The sequence below is a fragment of the Thiocystis minor genome (assembly GCF_016653465.1).
GTDB lineage: Bacteria > Pseudomonadota > Gammaproteobacteria > Chromatiales > Chromatiaceae > Chromatium > Chromatium minus.
In genome coordinates this window covers 26,710-44,686 of sequence record NZ_NHSQ01000070.1, presented here as the reverse complement: position 1 = coordinate 44,686, position 17,977 = coordinate 26,710, and the positions used below count along the sequence as shown (strand labels likewise).

Sequence of the window (17,977 nt, the reverse complement as noted above, 5' to 3'; positions counted from 1 at the left end):
CGATACGATGTACACCGAACAACTTCATGCACAAATCCAGGGCCAGAATCCGCAAGAACGGGTGCGTGCCAAACGACTGCGCGGCGCCCTCACCCAGTTGTCGCTACGCGCCGAAAACATCCTGTACGCCCACACCCGCGGCATCAGCCAACACAACCGCTCGGGCGGATTCCGCCCCGGCTATCTGCATCGCGCCAGCGGTCAGACCGCGCTTTCGCGGTTCGGCGACGGCAGTCCCGCGCCCATTCATGTCCTCGACGGTCTGCCCTCCTCCTGGGTCATCCGCCGGGACGCCGATGGCCGGGCGATCGAGGCCAGCCCCGAGATCGTCTCCGGTTTCATTCGCGACGGCGTCTTCTATACCCGCGAGGAGGCCATCAAGGCCGCGGCGCATTGACTGGACGCGATGATCAATAGGCCGGCGCGGCCTTGTCATAGCTGAGCCCAACTCCTGCGGCCTGCTGCCGGACGGCATTGAAGATTTTGTGATCCAGCGAATCCTCCGCGCCGCCCTCGGCCTCCAGCGTTTTCTTCAGATAGTCCGCGCGCTGGGCCGACAGATCCTGAATCCGGTGACGCAGTTCCTCGCGTTTGGCGGCGGACTTGGAAACCCTGTCCCGCTGCGTCTCAAGATCCAGATCCGCCAGGGATTCGGGCAATTCGTCCGCCGGCAGTGTCGCCAGATCGACTCGTCCGCTCGCCACCTCCTCGACCAGCTCCTTTTCGCCCAGCAGACTCGCGCCACCGCTCTTGGAGGTGACGAAACCGGCGCGGCGCGCCAGTGCCGCGGGCGAGGCGGCGGCCTGACTCTCCTTTGCCGCGGCGAGTTTTTCGCGCTTTTCGGCGCGCTCAACCGGCTTGCCGTAATAGAGGCGCGTGTCATCGAGGTCGGCAGCCAGCTTCGCCAGCGTGTCATCGTAGGGCGTTGCGATGGCCACCGCGCTCCCGGCCTGATCCACCTGGAAGAAACCGCCATCGCCAAGCTGAGCGATTTGCCGCCATTCGGTGGACGTGTCGGACAGGTTGCCGCACTGAATGGCATTGACCCGGATGCCGCGCGCCTTCGCCTTGGCCAGGGTTTGCGGATAGGGCACGTCGTTCGGGTAATCCAGGTGGGCCGGGGCGTCGCCCACCAGAAAGATCACCCGATAGGTCCGCGCATCCTGACTCCAGGCAATCCGGTGCAGAGCCTCGTCCAACGCCTGGTTCACGCTCTCGGGTCCATCGCCTCCGCCCTGGGCCTGAAACTGCATCAATTCGGCCTGCACGGCGTCCAGATCGCTTGAGAGACCCACCACCCTGGTCACATAGTCGTCTCCCCGATCGCGATAGGCGACCAGCCCCATCCGAATCTCGGGCGCGGGCTGGGCGGCGGCCATGGTGGAGGCGATCGACCAGATTTTATCCTTGGCGGCCTGGATCAGGCCGCCCATGCTGCCCGTGGTGTCCAGCACGAAGACGGCCTCGATCACCGGATGCTGGGCGGCATCGGGTAGCGAGATCTGGTCCGGCGCGGGCGGGATCGCTGGCGCCACGGTTACCGCCGAATTCAGGGCCGGATAATAAAACACCGCAGCAGTCGTCAGCCCGAACAGACTCAGCGCGATCAGCTTGGTTTTCAAATGGGTTCTCATGGAAATCTTCTTGGGTTTAGTCGGACAGTGACAGACGCCGCAGCGCTCGCCTGGCGGCGCGCTCGGCAGCGTCGAAGGGATCGGTTTCCGGTTCGCGGCCACCGCGAGCGGGATCGGCGGGAATCGCGGCAAACAGCGCCTGGATCAGCAACAGTGTCCAAACCGCCAGGAAGAGACTGCCGGTCCGCTGGGCGACCCAGATCGCGGCGAGCAGCCCGATGGACGCGAGCGCCAGATCTAGTAGGGCCGCCACGGGCGTCGCATGAAAATAGAGCGATCGCACCAACCACAGCAGGCCGACCTGAGCGAGCATCTGGGGCCAGACATCGGGCAAGAGCGACCAGACGAGGGCCGTGGCTAGCATCCAGGCGGCGACCGTGACCAACCGCCCGGCACGCTCGCGGCTGCGTCCCAACAGATAAAGCAAATAGCCGAAACCGAGTCCGATGACGAACAGGCTCAGGGCCGCGCCGCGCGGGAGAATCAGGCTCGATCCGGTATGGAAAAGCGTCGCGAGCAGCGCAGCGGCCAGCGCGATCAGCACGCCTTCTCCAAAGCTTGGCCGACTCATGACGTCATTCCCCGCTGCCGCTTGGCCTGCAACAGGGCGACCTCGACATCCGCCTCACGCACCCCAGGCTCGGCATGGGACCAGGATTCGGTCGCGCCTCCCAGCTCCGTTTCTTCCTCCTCCTCATAGAGCGCCGCCTGGGCGCGCAAGTCGGCAAGCCTTGCGGTCTGTTCGGCGAGGCGGTTGACGCGCTGCTCGCGCTCGGTCTCCAGCGCGAGCCGGCGGCGGTGGAGCGCCGCGGATTGGCGCTCGGTCTCCAGGCGGCGCCGGATGACGGGCCGGGCGAGATCATCCCGCCCAGCGACCAGACAGTCGTCGACGGCCTCGCCAGTCTGCGTCAGACGGCGTTGCAGCTCGGCATCCTGACTCGCGAGCCGATCGATGTCGCGCTCCAACCGAATCAGTGTCCGCTGTTCCTGAGCGAGCGCCTGTTCCATCTCGCGCACCGCCTGGGCGAGCACTAGATCCGGCGACTCCAGTCGATCAAGCAGGGCGTGCAGATCGGCGCGAAACAGCCGCGTCAAACGAGCCATGAATGCCATCGTTTTACCTCCTGAGTGTTTGGGGGAGCCTGCGATAGAGGTTTGGGGAGATCAAGCCTCGGATCGACCAATCATGGCTATCGCTGTCGTAAGCTGAACAGCCGTCCTATTCGTTGTCGTTGTCGTTGTCGTTGTCGTTGTCGTAATCGACGATTCGAATACGACAACGACCGCGACAACGACGAACTTGACTGATCTGCAAGCTATTGGCGTCCAAGAGCACTTTAGTGAGACCCCGGGCGGGTGCACAGACAGGTTTGCGTAAAATGACAGCCGGATGTTTTACAGAAGATTTACGAGATGCACTGGCGAGCGATGTCAACCGCGTTTAGAGTGATCGGCGTTGTTGTGAATCACCCTGGCCAACGAGGCCATTCATCGCCATGCCCCATCGATCGCGACTTCTGATCGTGGAAGACGAAGAGCCGATCCGGGTCGGCTTGACGGACCTCTTCATCTACCACGGCTATGACGTGGAAACGGCCGAGGATGGCCCGAACGGGTTGACCAAGGCGCTCTCGGGCACCTTTGATCTGATCCTGCTCGATCTCATGCTCCCCGGCCTGGACGGCTTCGCCATCTGCGACCGGGTGCGCGCGGTCGATCGCTGCCAGCCGATCATCATGCTCACGGCCCGCACCGCCGATGCCGACATTATCCAGGGGCTGCGGCTGGGGGCAGATGACTATATCGCCAAGCCCTTCTCGATCACCGAGCTGGTGCTGCGGGTGCGGGCGGTGCTGCGTCGCAGTGGCGGACCGGACGCGGATGTCGCGCAGCTTCGACTGGGCGACCTGGAGTTGGATCGCCGAAGCCTGACCGGGCGGCGCGGCACCGAGGAAATCCCCTTCACCCGCCGCGAGGTGGCGATCCTCGACTATCTGGCCACCCACGGCGAGCGGGCGGTATCGCGCGAGGAGCTGTTGAACAAGGTTTGGGGTTACGCGCGGGATTGCGGACTGGAGACCCGGACCGTCGACATTCATATCGCCAAATTGCGCCGTAAGATCGAGTCCGATCCCGCCGCTCCGCGCCTGCTGATCACGGTACGCGGGGTTGGTTACCGACTCCTGGCCGGGGAGACATGACCGGCTCGACGACCGGCCGTGCCTTGTTTCGGCTGCGACTTGGCATCGGCCTCTTCGTGCTCGCCCTGTCGGTTCCCAGTCTGCTGCTCGTCCTTAAAGCCTTCGACCAGATCAAATGGGAAGCCTTCCGGCAGCAGCAGGTCGCCGCCGAGGAGCTTGCCAGCCGGGTCGACGATGCACTCGCCACGCTCGTGCAGACCGAGGACGCCCGCGACATCGAGGAATACCGCTTTCTGATCGGCGCGGACGACCCGGTCAACCCCTATCCCCGTCGCTCGCCCCTGGCGGAACTGCCGGAGAACACGGCCATTGCGGGTCTGCTGGGTTGGTTCCAGGTTGCCGCCGACGGACGTTTCAGCACGCCGTTGTTGCCGGAGCCGGGCGCCTCGCCCGCCGAGTTCGGCATCGGTCCGGCCGAGCTGGCCCTGCGTCAGACACAGGCCCGGCGGATCGAGGGGATTCTGATCGGGAATCGTCTCGTCGAACGGAATGCTCGCGAGCGGAATCAAGACGCCATCGCCGCCGCGGGCGCGGGCGTGAGCGTGGGCGCGGACAGCATGGACACTGAGCGACAGGGGGAGTTGCGCGAGGAGTCCACTCGTGCGGCCCCCAACGCGCAAGCCGCCGACACCCAGGCGGCAAGCCTCGCGTCAACCGGCGTATCGGCTCGACGCCAATCCGAAACCTCCAATCGATTGTCCCAGGCCGCGTTCGAGCGACTCGCCTCCGACAAGGTCATGCCGGGGCCGGCGCTGGAGAAACGCAAGACCCTTGGCCGCGTCGAAGAACTGGATCTGGATACGGGACTGGCGGAGCGCGGTCAGCGCAAACGGGAGGATGCGCCCGCGCCCGCCATCTCCCGGAGCCCCGACCGCAAGGCTCGCCTTCAAACCAATGCGGCGCCTCCTTCGAAGTCCGTGCAATTGTTTGAAACCGCCATCGAGCCTTACGAACTGGGCCGACTGGACAGCGGGCATCTGCTGCTGTTCCGCGGCGTCTGGCGCGACGGCGAACGCATCATCCAGGGCGCGCTGATCGAACAGACAGCCTTCCTGGACCGACTCGTCGGCAGTCCCTTCGCGGCCACCGCGCTGGCCCGAACCAGCGACCTAATCGTGGCTTATCGCGGCGAGGTGCTCGCGGCCTTCCGGGCCATGACCGCGCGCGACTATCGGATGAGCGAGCCGCCCCTGAGCGGCGCGCTGCTCTACCGCACCCGTTTGCGCGAACCCTTCGGCGGACTGGAACTCCTCTTCAGCGTCAGCCGTCTGCCCAGCCCGCCCGGAGCGACCGTGATCGGCTGGATGGCCGCGGCCCTGGGGCTGGTGGTGCTGGCGGGCGCCGGACTGATGTATCGGCTGGGCGTGAGTCAGATCACGCTGGTGCGCCAGCAGCAGGACTTCGTCTCGGCCGTCAGTCATGAACTCAAGACCCCGCTGACCTCGATTCGGATGTACGCCGAAATGCTGCGTGCAGGGTTCGCCACCGAGGAGCGCAAGGCGACCTATTACCGCTTCATCCAGGAGGAGAGCGAACGCCTCTCGCACCTGATCGCCAATGTGCTGCAACTCGCGCGCATCGGGCGTGACGCACTGGTGCTTGAGCCAAGGCCGGTGGCGATCCTGGAACTCATGACCATGGCGCGCGAACGCATCGTCTCGCCGATCGCACGCGCCGGCTTTCAACTGGACATGCACTGCGACCGCGATGTCTTCGTCCAGGCGGATCCGGATGCCTTCGTTCAGATCCTCATCAATCTGGTGGACAACGCGCTCAAATTCGCCGCCGGCGCGCAACCCCGTCGAATCGTGATCGGCTGCGAGGAAGCGGAAACGGATTGGTTGCGGGTGAGCGTGCGCGATTTCGGCCCCGGTATCCCCCGCGGGCAACGCGCGCGGATCTTCCAGCTCTTCTATCGTGGCACCGAAGCCACGACCCGCGCCATTGCCGGCACCGGTATCGGACTCGCTCTGGTCCAGCGGCTGACCCTCGCCATGGGCGGCCGGGTCGAGGTTGTCAACCGCGAACCCGGCTCCGAATTCCGGATCGAATTGCCGGTGATCGGCGCCGTCATTCCGAGCGAGCCTCCGTCGCAGCGATCTTCCACCAAATCATCCGACCGCAAGCGATGGCCGTAACGCGCCGGGGAACAGCGGATCCTTGGTAATATCACGCAGCATTTCGAGGCCACGAGCTAGACTATAGGAATGGTTCATGGCCACGATCGTATAAAGCGTATGGCCAACCGAGCCAAAGATGCTGCCAGCCTGGACAGGGTGAACGACGCCGTCCTGCTTGAGTCCTCCGCCAGCCGTGGCGCCCGGATTTCTTCTGCTATTTTCGAGCTGATACTGACGAATAAACGCCGCGGTCTGAGGCCCCTGAATACCGTCGATCTGCATCGGACTCTGGCCTGGCGGCAGATAGAGTCGATCATGCTCGCTAATGACTTTCAGAAAAAACTGGACCAAGAGCACATCGTCGCGTTTATTGATGCAATTTGGGCCGACCGGACTATCCACTGAATAGACAAGCGGTAGCGCCTGGATTGTCGGAGCTAAATAGACTCGCGCCATGACGTAACATCCTCGGGTCAGTGATAAAAAATAGAATGCAGACTGTTCGAATCACTCGAAACCATACCCGAACTCCCCATCCCGAACACTTACCTGCACCCGCTCAATCGGCTTCCCTTCCATCATCCGGGTCAGGAATTCCTCGCTGATGCGTGGCAGGACGGTATTCGTGAGAATCGCATCGATCATCCGCCCTCCACTCTCCAATTCCGTACAACGCGAGGCAATGAGTTTCACGACCTCGTCGTCGTAGGAGAAGGGAATCTTATGATTTTCCCACACCCGCCGGGCAATCCGCCCCAATTGCAATCGGGCAATGGCGCCGATCATCTCGTCATTGAGCGGATAATAGGGAATGGTCACTAGCCGACCCAGCAGAGCCGGCGGAAACACCTTCAATAACGGCTCGCGCAGCGCCTTGGCGATCCCCTCCGGCTCGGGCATCAGATCGGGATCCGCGCACAGCCGGGTAATCAATTCGGTCCCCGCATTGGTCGTCAGCAGAATCAACGTATTCTTGAAATCGATCACCCTCCCCTCGCCATCCTCCATCCAGCCTTTGTCGAAGACCTGGAAAAAGATTTCATGCACGTCGGGGTGCGCCTTTTCGACCTCGTCCAAGAGCACCACCGAATAGGGCCGGCGGCGCACCGCTTCGGTGAGTACGCCGCCCTCGCCATAGCCGACATAGCCGGGCGGCGCGCCCTTGAGGGTGGAGACGGTGTGCGCCTCCTGGTACTCGCTCATGTTGATGGTGATGACGTTCTGCTCGCCGCCATAAAGCACCTCGGCGAGCGCGAGCGCGGTTTCGGTCTTGCCGACGCCGGAGGTGCCGGCGAGCAGGAAGACGCCGATCGGTTTGTTGGGGTTGTCGAGTTTGGCGCGCGAGGTCTGGATGCGCCGGGCGATCATGTCGAGCGCGTGACGCTGGCCGATGATGCGCTGCTCCAGGGTGTCGGCGAGTTTGAGGATGGACTCCAGTTCGTTCTTGACCATGCGCCCGACCGGGATGCCGGTCCAGCCCTCGACCACGGCGGCGACCGCCTGATGGTCGACGGTGGGCAGGATGAGCGGGCGGTCGCCCTGCATGGCGTGGAGTTGGCTTTGCAGATCCTTGAGTTCGGCGAGGAGCGCGCCGCGCTCGGGGTCGCTGGGGACGTTCGCCGCGACGGCAGGCGTTGGTTCGGCGTCCTTGGCGGGCGGGACGCCCGCGCTCCCAGGGGGGGCATCGGGAGCCGCCTCGACCGTACTGCTGGTTCCGCGCAGTTGAGCGCGTAGGGCGAGGATCTTCTCCACCAGCGCCTTTTCCTGCTCCCAGCGCGCCTCGACCTCGGCCAGACGCGCCTGCTCTCCGGCCAGTTTTTCCGCCGCCGCCGACTCGCGCTCGGCGGTTTCGATGCCGACCGCGGTCTCGCGCCGGATGATGGCCAGTTCGTTCTCCAGCGCGGCGATGCGCTTGCGGCAATCGTCGACCTCGGGCGGGACGGCGTGCTGGCTGATGGCGACGCGCGCGCAGGCGGTGTCGAGCAGGCTGATCGATTTGTCGGGGAGCTGGCGCGCCGGGATGTAGCGGTGCGACAGCCTCACGGACGCCTCCAGGGCCTCGTCGAGCACTTGGACCTTGTGGTGCTGTTCCATAGTGGAGGCGACGCCGCGCATCATGAGGATGGCCTTGTCCTCGCTCGGTTCGCCGATCTGCACGACCTGGAAACGGCGGGTCAGCGCCGGGTCTTTCTCGATGTGCTTCTTGTATTCGGCCCAGGTGGTGGCGGCGACCGTGCGCAGGGTGCCGCGCGCGAGCGCCGGCTTGAGCAGGTTGGCCGCGTCGCCGGTGCCGGCCGCCCCACCCGCGCCGACCAGGGTATGGGCCTCGTCGATGAAGAGGATGATGGGTTTCTGCGAGGCTTGCACCTCTTCGATGACCGAGCGCAGCCGTTGCTCGAATTCGCCCTTCATGCTGGCGCCGGCCTGGAGCAGTCCCACGTCGAGCGTGCGCAGGGTGACATCCTTGAGCGGCGGCGGGACATCGCCGGCCACGATCTTGAGCGCGAAGCCTTCGACCACGGCGGTCTTGCCCACGCCGGCCTCGCCGGTCAGCAGCGGGTTGTTCTGACGTCGGCGCATGAGGATGTCGACGATCTGACGAATCTCGGCGTCGCGTCCGACGATGGGATCGAGCTTGCCGGTGCGCGCCTGTTCGGTCAGATCCACGGTGAAGCGCTGGAGCGCCTCCTGCTTGCCCATTGAGGCTGGAGCGATTGCGTCGCTCGCCTCGCCGGGCGCGGCGGCGCCAACCTGAGAACCATCCTGGGCGCCCATGGATTCCTCAGGCGAGCCGCCGACGATCTCGCCGAAGCGCTCGCAGAGCGTCTCGACCTTGACCTTGTCGAATTCCTTCGAGATGCCCGGCAATGCGTTGCGCAGCCCCGGAGTCTTGAGGATGCCGACGATCAGATGACCGGTGCGGACCTTGGATTCCTTGAACATCAGGGTGCCATAGACCCAGCCGCGCTCGACGGCTTCCTCGACATGGGCGGAGAGGTCGGAGATCGAGGTCGAGCCGGCGGGGAGGCGGTCGAGCGATTCGGTGATGTCGCGGGCAAGCCGCGCGGGTTCGAGGTTGAATTGCTTGACGATACGGTGCAGGTCGGAATCCGGCAGTTGCAGAATCTGGTGGATCCAGTGCACCAGTTCCACATAGGGATTTCCGCGCAGCTTGCAGAAGACGGTGGCGCTTTCGATGGCCTTGTAACCGAGCCGGTTAAGCTTGCCGAAAAGGGCGACGCGACTGATGTCAGGCATGTTGGGGTTCTCCTCGTCGGATCGTCTTCAGTTGTCAGTTGTCAGTTGTCAGTTGTCAGTTGTCAGTTGTCAGTTGTCAGTTGTCAGTTGTCGTTTATTTTTAATCGCTTAAACCGCGCCCACTCCGACAGTCACAGAGGCTGCCGAGGTTGTTCCAATCTGAATACCTCACCTGCCGCGCTGGGCGCGGTTTAATTTAATTAAATCGCAGCGGTTGTAACTTCAGATCCGCCGGATCCCTGTCCGGCGCGCGATGGGTCAGCCAGGTCGTCCAGCCTAATTGTCCCTGCGCGCCGAGTCGGATCGGCGGCGTTTCCTCTTTGCGCAGGATGAGGTTGAGATCCCAGTCGAGTTCGTCGCCCAGATAGTTACGCACGATGGCGACCAGCTTCGGCAGACTTTCGCCTCCAGGAAGCAGGCGGCGATAGTCGCTCAATCCGAGCGGGCCGAGCAGGATGCGGAATTTGTACTGTCGATCCCAGACGCGCGCGCCGACCACGGTCGTCAGTCCCAGACTGCCCGTTTCCGGCGAGGCGCCGAGCCGCCATTGGGATTCGCGGGGAAGATCGAGCCAGTGTCCGACAAACTCCTCGATCCGGGCGGAGACCCGAAAGAAATCGGCCAGGATCGCGGCCAGCCCCTCCGGATGCCGGGTTTGCGTCGCCAGGTGGCCGGCATAGTGGCGCTTGGCCAGATCCGGCATGGCGTCGCGTGCGAGCAACGCCGGCATGCCCTGTCCGAACAGCGCGCCCAGATAGATGCCGAAGCGGTCGGTCTCGGGACGGTCGAAGCTCACCGTGGGGCGCGCGTTGGCCCAGGCGCGATAGAAGAGCACCAGGATGCGGTGGTGGAAGATGTCCGCGAAGCGCGCAAAGGTCGGATCGCCGGCGTTGCGCTCACGGTCGCGGGCGTATTCGCTCAAGTGCAGCGGCAGCGGTCCATTGGGGCCGAAGAGCCCGAGAAAGAACACCGACATCCGGGGCGGACGACCAGGCGCTCCCGGCGCGAAACCGGCCAGCGCGGAGGGGGCGAAGCTGAGCGATGGATCCTGACCGAGCCGCAGCGGTTCCTCGGTTGGACGCGCGGTCTGGCCGAGCCGTGGACGCTCGGGATCGGCGCATTCCAGCAGACGCAGCGCCTGGAAGAAGCCGAAGCGGTGAGGCGCCGCTTGCAGCGCAAGCAGCAATGCCGAACGGCGTCCATCGTGGAAAGCGGTCTTTGTCATCGGACACCATCACTTGGTCAGAGTCATGCCGGAGGCGGTTTAACTGGTGTGACGCCGTCCAATTCTCGCCGGCCAGCGCATAACCTCTCCGTGATCGGGGGTCGTGACGATCGTTTCGGTAAAGGAATTGATCGAGACATATTTCGCGAAAAACTGCTCCAGCACGGCCCCCAGCAGAAAGACGCCGCTGCCCTCGAAGGCAGCGGGATCGAGGGTCAGGGTGATCTGAAGCCCGCGGGCGAAGGTGACGCGGCCCGGCCCAGGCAGACGCCGGGTGATCGGCGTGGTGCGCACCGCGCGCACGCCCTCGACTTGCCGATGGGTGGCGGCGTCGTTCAGATCGCCATAGAGCGCCAGGAGTTCGCGCAGGGCGCTCGCGCCCTGCTCGGCATCCTGATTGCTCAGCGACAGATAGTTGAGCGAGAGGTGGCTGATCAGGCGCCAGGCGCTGTCGCCCTTCGGGAACGAGGGGCGGGGCCTGGTCGGACCGGCAATGCAGCGGATGGACTGGACCGGGGCGCTGATCTCCAGGCTGAAGTCGGTGTTGCCCTTGCCGAGCGGAAGCTGGAGCGGCAGGTCACGATTGGTACAGAGTGCGCCGACCGCCAGTTGTCGCAGATGGTGGCGATAGGGGGCGTCGTCCGCGTCCACGAGGGCGAGAAAGACCTCGCCGCCGAGATAACTGGAGCGCGGGCCGCGCAGTCGCTGCTGGGCGGATGGCAGGCGCGGCAGGCGATGGACCGTGTAGTAGGCGGGGCGCTCTCGTGCGCCGATCAGGTCGCGCGAGGCATAGAACGGCAGAAACTCCTGCTCGGGATCGGCATGGGCACCGATGCCGACCACCTCCTGGATGCCGAAGATCTCGAAGTCCAGCGGTCGGGTGCGGTCCGGGATCACATGATGCTCGTCGGTCTGGTCGCTCAGATGGATCCGATCGGCGCGCTTGGGAAAAAGATTGATCGCGGGGCAGCAGTAGAGCGAAAAATAGGAAGCGTCGAAGGCATCCTCATCAAGGATGCCGCCCTGGTCGAGCAGGACGATGAGATCCAATTCAGTCCCGGCGCAACGGCGCACGGCGTCCTGCAATCCGGTGAACTCGACGAAAAGATACCGGTCGGGGAAGGCGAAATATTCCTGGAGCAGCCGGTAGCCCTGAAAGGATCGCGGTCCGTGCGGGAGCAGCGCCTCGGCATCGTCGAAACCGACTGGCCGCAGATGGCCGGGGTCCAGCCGGATCTGCCAGGGTGTCGGTTGCGTGGCCGGCCTGACCACCACGGCAAGCGCGTGGCCAAGCAATTGTTCGTAGAGACGCATGCGCAGTGCGCCGCCGCCGCGCAGAAAGAAACGGAGGCGGTCGAGGGGAAGCTGGTCGAAAGTCAATCCGGGCGCGACCCGCAAGCGGAAACGCACGCCGGCCTTGATTCCCTTGACGCCCTCCGCTCCGACGGCCAGGGCGGAGGTGACGGCCAGCGGTCTGGCCTCGATCAGCTCGATCGGCCAGAGCGTGACATCCGCGGCGGTGTGGTACTCGCAGGCCGTGCGTTCGCCCTTGCCGAGGATGCTGCGCAGGCTACTGCCGCGCGGAATCGTGAAGCCGCTGGCGAGATCCCCCTTGGCCGGATCGGGCTGGAATTGCACCACCGCCATCGAGGGGACCGGGGCCAGATAGTGCGGATAGACCATCTCCAGCAGATGCTGGGTGAAGTTGGGAAACTCCGCGTCAAGCTTGAGCTGGACCCGCGCGGTGAGAAAGGCGAAGCCCTCCAGCAGGCGCTCGACATAGGGGTCGGCGCACTCGAAGCCTTCCAGGCCGAGACGCCCGGCGATCTTGGGATAGTCGCGGGCGAATTCGGCGCCCATCTCGCGGATGAACTGGAGTTCGCGGTTGTAGTAGCGGAGAAAATCGGGATCCATGTCAGATCCCTGGGCCGGACTGCTCGGTGACCCTGACCTCGCCTAGTTCGAGATCGAGTTCGGTCTTAAGAAAAATCCGCAGGGGAACCGGCTGCGCCCAGAGGTCTCCCTCGATCTCGAAGGTGAGCGTATTGTGACTCATGCGCTGCGGATCCACACGGGCGGAGACGCGGACCGTCTGGCGCAGGATGCGGGGCTCGAAGTCCCAGATCGCCTGTCGGATCGTGCGTTCGATCTGGGTGATCTCCGCCCCGGAGGCGGTGAGTCCGGCGAGATCCGGAATGCCATAATTCAGCACCGAATGGCTGACGAAGGGATAGGCGGCGAGATCCTGCACGCTGTCGAGCCGCCCGGCATTGAGCAGCCAGGCCAGATCGCGCAAGACGCTTTCGCGCAGTTGGCGCATCGAGAGCACGCGCTTCTCGCGCGACTCCTGTTGCCGGTCCGGCTCTTCGTCGGTCAGGCGATCCAGGAGGGCGGGTTGCAGGCGTTCTTTTTGGGTCAGCTCAGCCATGGGGTGCTGCTGTCTCGCCGCCCGCCGCCCGCCGCCGGCTCCGCGACCGCATCCGTCGCCGGATCGCCGTGCGTTTCCAGCTCGATCCGACGCACGTCCATCAGCGCGTGGTCGTCCGCGTCCGTGGTCAGCATCCGCTGACCTTGACCGAGATAGACGCCGGGCGCGGGCTCCAGCCAGTCGGTCTTGCGGGCCAGTTGAATCAGCGGATCCGGGTGCGACTCCGAACCCGGATAGCGTGTCGGAATCAGCCCCACGGTTTCGCCGCCGTTGGCCCAGGTGAACGCGGCCGGCATCCACACCAGATCGCGCAAATCCTCGGGCTTTTCCACCTGAATGGAGCGAATCCGCTGGAAGGGTATCCAGTAATAGCGCCCGTTGACGATGACTTCCAAAATCGGCCCCAAGCGGGAATCCGCGTCCATCAGCCACTGGAAGGGCTGACCATCGAGACGGCCGCCGGTCGCAGGCGCGGCGTCCAGGGCACGCCCGCGCAGTTCCGACGCCTGGGCGTGTTCGCCGGCCGCCGTGACCGTCAGCGCCTGAAACATCAGCGCCAGCCAGGGTTCGGGATCGCCGAACACCAGCGGCGAACGGTGGCCCGCGAACACCTTCGCCCGCAGAACCTCGCAGCGCAGCGCCTCGCGGTAGGTCTGGACCATGGGCAGGGTCGAGGCATCCAGTTCGCCCGCCACGCCAAGTTGATTCAGCGCCCGCTCCCACGCGCCGGTGACCGCCAGTAACTGGAAGAGAAACACCCGCAACCGGGGATTGGCAGGCTCCTGGCGAATCTGCTGCTGGAGTTGGGTCATGGTCTCCTGGAGATCGCCGTCCCGCAGGTACTGTTCGGCATTCATCGGCGCGACTCTCCGGTGTTGTCAGGCGAGATGCACTGAAACACCGCTCGCCCGCCAATCTGAACGTCGACGGGCGAGCGGTGACGGTGGGTCAGCTCACGTCGCCCTTATTCGATTCGACATCCCAGCTAAAGGTCTTTTTGGCTTTCTCCGCACCCTTGTCATCCTGCTGCGCGTAAGCGATCGAGCACTTGGCAAAGTTCAAGCTGACATTCTCGACCAGCCGATCCTCGCCGCCGCTCCCGCCCGTGCTGACTGACGTCACCATCAGTTTTTCCAGGGTGATGACCAGATACTGCAGGGCGTCCTCGCCGGCCTTGCCGCCGGCCTTGCGGACGGTCAGAACGGCTTTTTCGATGTGCTCCCCGGTCGCGCAGGACAACATGAGCACTGGAGTAGCGATATCGACGTATTTGGTGAATGACAGATCCTGGACGTTGACCTTGCCGGCGCCGCCACCGCCGCCGGTATGGAAGGTGCCGGCATTACTCTCGCCCCAGCTCCAGGCCAGGACGTCGATTTTGTCTTCGAACCCGGCAATTTTGCTTTCGCCAGGGATCCCGTCGATGTCAAGCAGCATGTCAAAAGCCATGTCGTTCTCCTCGATCACTCGTCATGATTGAAAATTGTCGCGGTTTCGGCCCGGACCATGTCAGACATGATCTGACTTTTGTTAAAGCACTCCTTGTGCCAATAATATCTAACCTTTTAAGTCATTGTTAAATAATTATTTTCAGACATCGGTCATGCTCAATAGTCGGAGATATCGAGCGGCTTGGTCGTCGGCTGGAAGACCATTCTGAACCGCTCAGATTCCTTTCTCCGTCGGCAGTTTGGAGACCAGCCGAAGCGACACGGTCAACCCTTCCAATTGGTAATGCGGGCGCAGGAAAAACTGCGAGGCGTAATAACCGGGGTTCCCTTCGACTTCCTGCACCCGCACCTCGGCGGCCGCCAGCGGCTTGCGGGCCTTGCTTTCCTCGGAGGAGCGGGCGGGGTCGCCATCGACGTATTGACGGATCCACTTGTTGAGCCAGCGCTCCATCTCCTCCCGCTCCTTGAACGAGCCGATCTTGTCGCGCACGATGCATTTGAGGTAATGCGCGAAGCGGCAGGTGGCGAACAGATAAGGCAGCCGCGCGGCCAAATTGGCGTTCGCGGTCGCATCCGGATCGTCATACTCAAACGGCTTTTGCAACGATTGCGCGCCGATGAAGGCGGCGAAATCCGAGTTCTTTTTATGGATGAGCGGCATGAAGCCATTCTTGGCGAGTTCCGCCTCGCGCCGGTCGCTGATCGCGATCTCGGTCGGGCACTTCATGTCGACACCGCCATCGTCGGTCGGGAAGGTGTGGGTCGGCAGTCCCTCCACCGCGCCGCCCGACTCCACGCCGCGGATACGCGAGCACCAGCCGTACAGCTTGAAAGAACGAGTGATGTTGGTCGCCATCGCATAGGCCGAATTGGCCCAGGTGTATTTGTTATGGTCGGCGCCTTCGGTGTCCTCCTCGAAATCGAATTCGTCGACCGGATCGGTCTTGGCGCCATAGGGCAGACGCGCGAGAAAGCGCGGCATGGCCAGCCCGAGATAGCGAGCGTCGTCGGATTCGCGCAGCGAACGCCAGGCCGCGTATTCGGGGGTCTGAAAGATTTTGGTCAGATCGCGCGGGTTGGACAGCTCGCGCCAGGAGTCCATCTGCATGACCGACGGATCCACGCCGGCAATGAAGGGCGCGTGCATGGCGGCGCAGACCTTGGAGATCTCGCCCAGGAATTCGACATCGGGCGGGCTGTGATCGAAGTGATAGTCGCCGACCAGACAGCCAAAGGGCTCTCCGCCGAACTGTCCGTATTCCTCCTCGTACATCTTTTTGAACAGCGGACTCTGATCCCAGGCCGTGCCCTTGAATTTCTTGAGGGTCTTGTGGACTTCCTTCTTGGAGATGTTCATCACCCGGATCTTGAGCATCTCGTCGGTTTCGGTATTGTTGACCAGGTAATGCAAGCCTCGCCAGGCGCCTTCCAGTTTCTGGAACTCGGCGTGATGCAGGATGAGGTTGACCTGCTCGCTGAGCTTGCGGTCGAGTTCGGCAATGATGGATTCGATGGTGCGGACCACATCCGCGGAGACCACGACCGAACTGGCGAGCGCCTGCTCGGCGAGCGTTTTGACCGCCTCGCTGACCGCCTCCTTGGCGCGGTCGGATTTCGGGCGAAACTCTTTTTCGAGCAACGCGCTGAAATCGCCGGCTTCGAGAGCGGTTTCCGCCGCCTGGGACGGTTGGGCCTGGGTGTCTGCTTCAGCCATGGTTCAACCCTCCGTCCGTGTCGATTCGTCGGCCGCATCGCCCGGCGGCTTGGGCGCCGAGGCCAATGCCTGGAGCAGCGCCGGATCCTGAAGCGCCTTGGCGATCAAATCCTCGGCGCCCGTCTTGCCATCCATGTAACTCAACAGATTGGAGAGTTGCTCGCGCGCCTCCAGCAGCTTGCTCAGGGCGCCGACCTTGCGGGCGACCGCCGCGGGCGAGAAGTCGTCCATGCTGTCGAAGGTGATATCGACGCTCAGGTTCCCCTCGCCGGTCAGCGTATTGGGCACCTGGAAGGCGACCCGCGGCTTCATCGCCTTGAGACGATCGTCGAAGTTATCGACATCGATCTCCAAGAACTTCCGGTCAGCGACCGCCGGCAAGGCTTCCGCCGGTTTGCCGGACAGATCCGCCATGACACCCATCACGAAGGGAAGCTGGATCTTTTTTTCAGCCCCGTAGAGTTCCACGTCATACTCGATCTGGACCCTTGGCGCGCGATTTCGAGCGATGAATTTCTGACTGCTTTCTGCCACGGAATATCTCCTGGGTAGCTGAACGGAGAGAGCCTATGCGTCCGGATCGGAACCGCGCATTGCCCGCGCCTGCGCGAGTCCGTCCGGCGCCAAGTCCTGCAAAATCTCCAGAAAATCCTTGGAGACGAGTCGTTTGGCGCGATTGAGGAGGAGCGGAATGGGGCTGGACGGCTCCTGACGCCGATAGTAGTCGCACAGGAGATCGAGCGCGCGGATCACATCGGCGCGGTGATTGATGGCGTTGAGCGTTGCCGGCAAGTCTGTCGCTTTGGCCGTCCCCGCCATCTGCTCGGACGCTGGTCCAGCGAGCGCGTCTTCGGATGCCGCGGGCTGCCCGGTGCGCTGCGCGAGCGGCGCGGCGATCGCTTTTTGCGCCGACTGGATAACCTGAGCGAGTTCGGTCATATCGGGCGCCGCGCCGACGCCGACCTGTTCCAGGAGCCGCGACTCGATGCGGGCAAGCCGTTCGCGCGACTGACCGATGGCGTTCGCCGTGGCCTGCAAGGCCTCCAGTTCGACCTCCTGAAAGGCCGCCTCGATCGCCATGGGCTCCGGAACCGGTGTTTTGCCGTCGGTCGGCGGGGGGATTTCCTTGGCCGCGATCTGCAGGTCGCGCAGACCGAAACGTCCCAGCGCGCGGGAGTCGACAAGCGGAGCCGCGCGCAATCCTTCGAGCATGACCGCCGGATCGCAGAGCGAGAAGATGGTATTGATGCGCAAGGTTGGATCGTTGTCATCCTCCGGATCCAGGTGCGGATGAACGCTCTCCCAATAGCGCTCCAGCAGACCGTCGATCAGAGACAGGCCATCGCGTAACCCGCTCCAGCCCTCGGTACGGACGAGCGCCCGCGTCAAAATCGAGGCAACCCGGAGGTCTTTGGACTTTCTCAGCAGCTCCAGCGCCTGGCGCCGGACATCGAGCCAGTTCGGCGGTTCGGCCTCAACGACGGTATTCCCGAACTGTTGTTCCGGTTTGCCCAGGGTCGCGCGTTCCAGCGCGCCATAGGCGGGGTCGTATTCCAGATCCTCGCCGCAGGGGGACGCGGGCGAGAGCGGCTGGAGCAAATCTTCGATGTCGACCAAAGCCATCCTTTCGTCTCCAACAGCAAGTTTTGGACTGGAAAGTGTTTAGTTCCTGCTCGCAAAAGACCTAAAAGCGGCGCTTGCCCGGAATGTTTGCAACCAATGGCTATCGGCGACTGGATCCGCAGACCGATTGAATACTCGAATAAATTTTTCTGGGTTTTGTACCGCGATGCAGCGGTGTCGTTCCGCCCATCGCCGGTCATCGCGTCGCGGGAGAGTCCGCCGTATTTCCTCCCATGACGCTTGGAAAAATCGTCTATCTTGAGGAGGATGTCAACCGTTATTGGATGGATCAACTGGACGGGATGCATCGACCTCTGTGACGC

16 protein-coding genes are annotated in these 17,977 nt (G+C 63.5%); 3 read left to right on the top strand and 13 right to left on the bottom strand.

The window, feature by feature from the left end:
- The first annotated feature begins 7 nt into the window (after positions 1–7).
- Positions 8–397: a hypothetical protein gene (locus CCR95_RS08860; protein ID WP_201093650.1), complete on the top strand. Its 390-nt coding sequence runs from the start codon at positions 8–10 to the stop codon at positions 395–397.
- 13 nt (positions 398–410) lie between these two features.
- On the opposite strand, the gene CCR95_RS08855 is transcribed toward CCR95_RS08860, so the two are convergent.
- The 3 genes from CCR95_RS08855 to CCR95_RS08845 are packed head-to-tail and all read right to left on the bottom strand — an operon-like array spanning position 411 to position 2,738.
- Entirely contained in the window at positions 411–1,634 is a 1,224-nt protein-coding gene (locus CCR95_RS08855) for a vWA domain-containing protein (RefSeq protein WP_201093649.1), read from the bottom strand.
- Between the two features lie 16 nt (positions 1,635–1,650).
- Positions 1,651–2,205 (bottom strand): hypothetical protein, encoded by a 555-nt coding sequence (locus CCR95_RS08850; RefSeq protein WP_201093648.1) that lies wholly within the window; start codon positions 2,203–2,205, stop codon positions 1,651–1,653.
- A complete protein-coding gene (locus CCR95_RS08845; RefSeq protein ID WP_201093647.1) occupies positions 2,202–2,738 on the bottom strand; it encodes a PspA/IM30 family protein in 537 nt (178 codons plus the stop codon). The genes CCR95_RS08850 and CCR95_RS08845 overlap by 4 nt, the downstream gene beginning before the upstream one ends.
- Positions 2,739–3,130: 392 nt before the next feature.
- On the opposite strand from CCR95_RS08845, the gene CCR95_RS08840 reads away from it, so the two are divergent.
- Both CCR95_RS08840 and CCR95_RS08835 read left to right on the top strand, forming a co-directional pair.
- Positions 3,131–3,835 (top strand): response regulator transcription factor, encoded by a 705-nt coding sequence (locus tag CCR95_RS08840; RefSeq protein WP_201093646.1) that lies wholly within the window; start codon positions 3,131–3,133, stop codon positions 3,833–3,835.
- Positions 3,832–5,973 carry a sensor histidine kinase gene (locus CCR95_RS08835; RefSeq protein WP_201093644.1) on the top strand — a complete coding sequence of 714 codons (2,142 nt, stop codon included), beginning with the start codon at positions 3,832–3,834 and terminating at the stop codon, positions 5,971–5,973. Before CCR95_RS08840 ends, CCR95_RS08835 begins: the two co-directional genes overlap by 4 nt.
- Here the strand turns inward: CCR95_RS08835 and CCR95_RS08830 are convergent.
- From CCR95_RS08830 to tssA, 10 genes are all read right to left on the bottom strand, one after another.
- Positions 5,947–6,411: a peptidoglycan-binding domain-containing protein gene (locus CCR95_RS08830; protein WP_201093642.1), complete on the bottom strand. Its 465-nt coding sequence runs from the start codon at positions 6,409–6,411 to the stop codon at positions 5,947–5,949. The genes CCR95_RS08835 and CCR95_RS08830 overlap by 27 nt on opposite strands.
- Positions 6,412–6,462: 51 nt before the next feature.
- Positions 6,463–9,213 (bottom strand): type VI secretion system ATPase TssH, encoded by a 2,751-nt coding sequence (gene tssH / locus CCR95_RS08825; protein WP_201093640.1) that lies wholly within the window; start codon positions 9,211–9,213, stop codon positions 6,463–6,465.
- A 196-nt stretch (positions 9,214–9,409) separates the two neighbouring features.
- Complete coding sequence (gene tssG / locus CCR95_RS08820; protein WP_201093638.1) at positions 9,410–10,438, bottom strand: type VI secretion system baseplate subunit TssG; 1,029 nt, start codon at positions 10,436–10,438, stop codon at positions 9,410–9,412.
- Positions 10,439–10,477: 39 nt separating this feature from the next.
- Positions 10,478–12,352 carry a type VI secretion system baseplate subunit TssF gene (tssF, locus tag CCR95_RS08815; protein WP_201093637.1) on the bottom strand — a complete coding sequence of 625 codons (1,875 nt, stop codon included), beginning with the start codon at positions 12,350–12,352 and terminating at the stop codon, positions 10,478–10,480.
- 1 nt (position 12,353) lies between these two features.
- Positions 12,354–12,866: a type VI secretion system baseplate subunit TssE gene (gene tssE, locus CCR95_RS08810; protein WP_201093633.1), complete on the bottom strand. Its 513-nt coding sequence runs from the start codon at positions 12,864–12,866 to the stop codon at positions 12,354–12,356.
- A complete protein-coding gene (locus CCR95_RS08805; protein ID WP_201093631.1) occupies positions 12,854–13,723 on the bottom strand; it encodes a type VI secretion system accessory protein TagJ in 870 nt (289 codons plus the stop codon). The genes tssE and CCR95_RS08805 overlap by 13 nt, the downstream gene beginning before the upstream one ends.
- Positions 13,724–13,814: 91 nt before the next feature.
- Positions 13,815–14,303, bottom strand: a complete 489-nt coding sequence (locus CCR95_RS08800; RefSeq protein ID WP_276570243.1) for an Hcp family type VI secretion system effector — start codon at positions 14,301–14,303, stop codon at positions 13,815–13,817.
- A 228-nt stretch (positions 14,304–14,531) separates the two neighbouring features.
- Positions 14,532–16,031 (bottom strand): type VI secretion system contractile sheath large subunit, encoded by a 1,500-nt coding sequence (gene tssC / locus CCR95_RS08795; protein ID WP_201093629.1) that lies wholly within the window; start codon positions 16,029–16,031, stop codon positions 14,532–14,534.
- Between the two features lie 3 nt (positions 16,032–16,034).
- Complete coding sequence (gene tssB, locus CCR95_RS08790) at positions 16,035–16,565, bottom strand: type VI secretion system contractile sheath small subunit (protein ID WP_201093627.1); 531 nt, start codon at positions 16,563–16,565, stop codon at positions 16,035–16,037.
- Between the two features lie 33 nt (positions 16,566–16,598).
- Entirely contained in the window at positions 16,599–17,654 is a 1,056-nt protein-coding gene (tssA, locus tag CCR95_RS08785; RefSeq protein WP_242523137.1) for a type VI secretion system protein TssA, read from the bottom strand.
- Between the last annotated feature and the right edge of the window lie 323 nt (positions 17,655–17,977).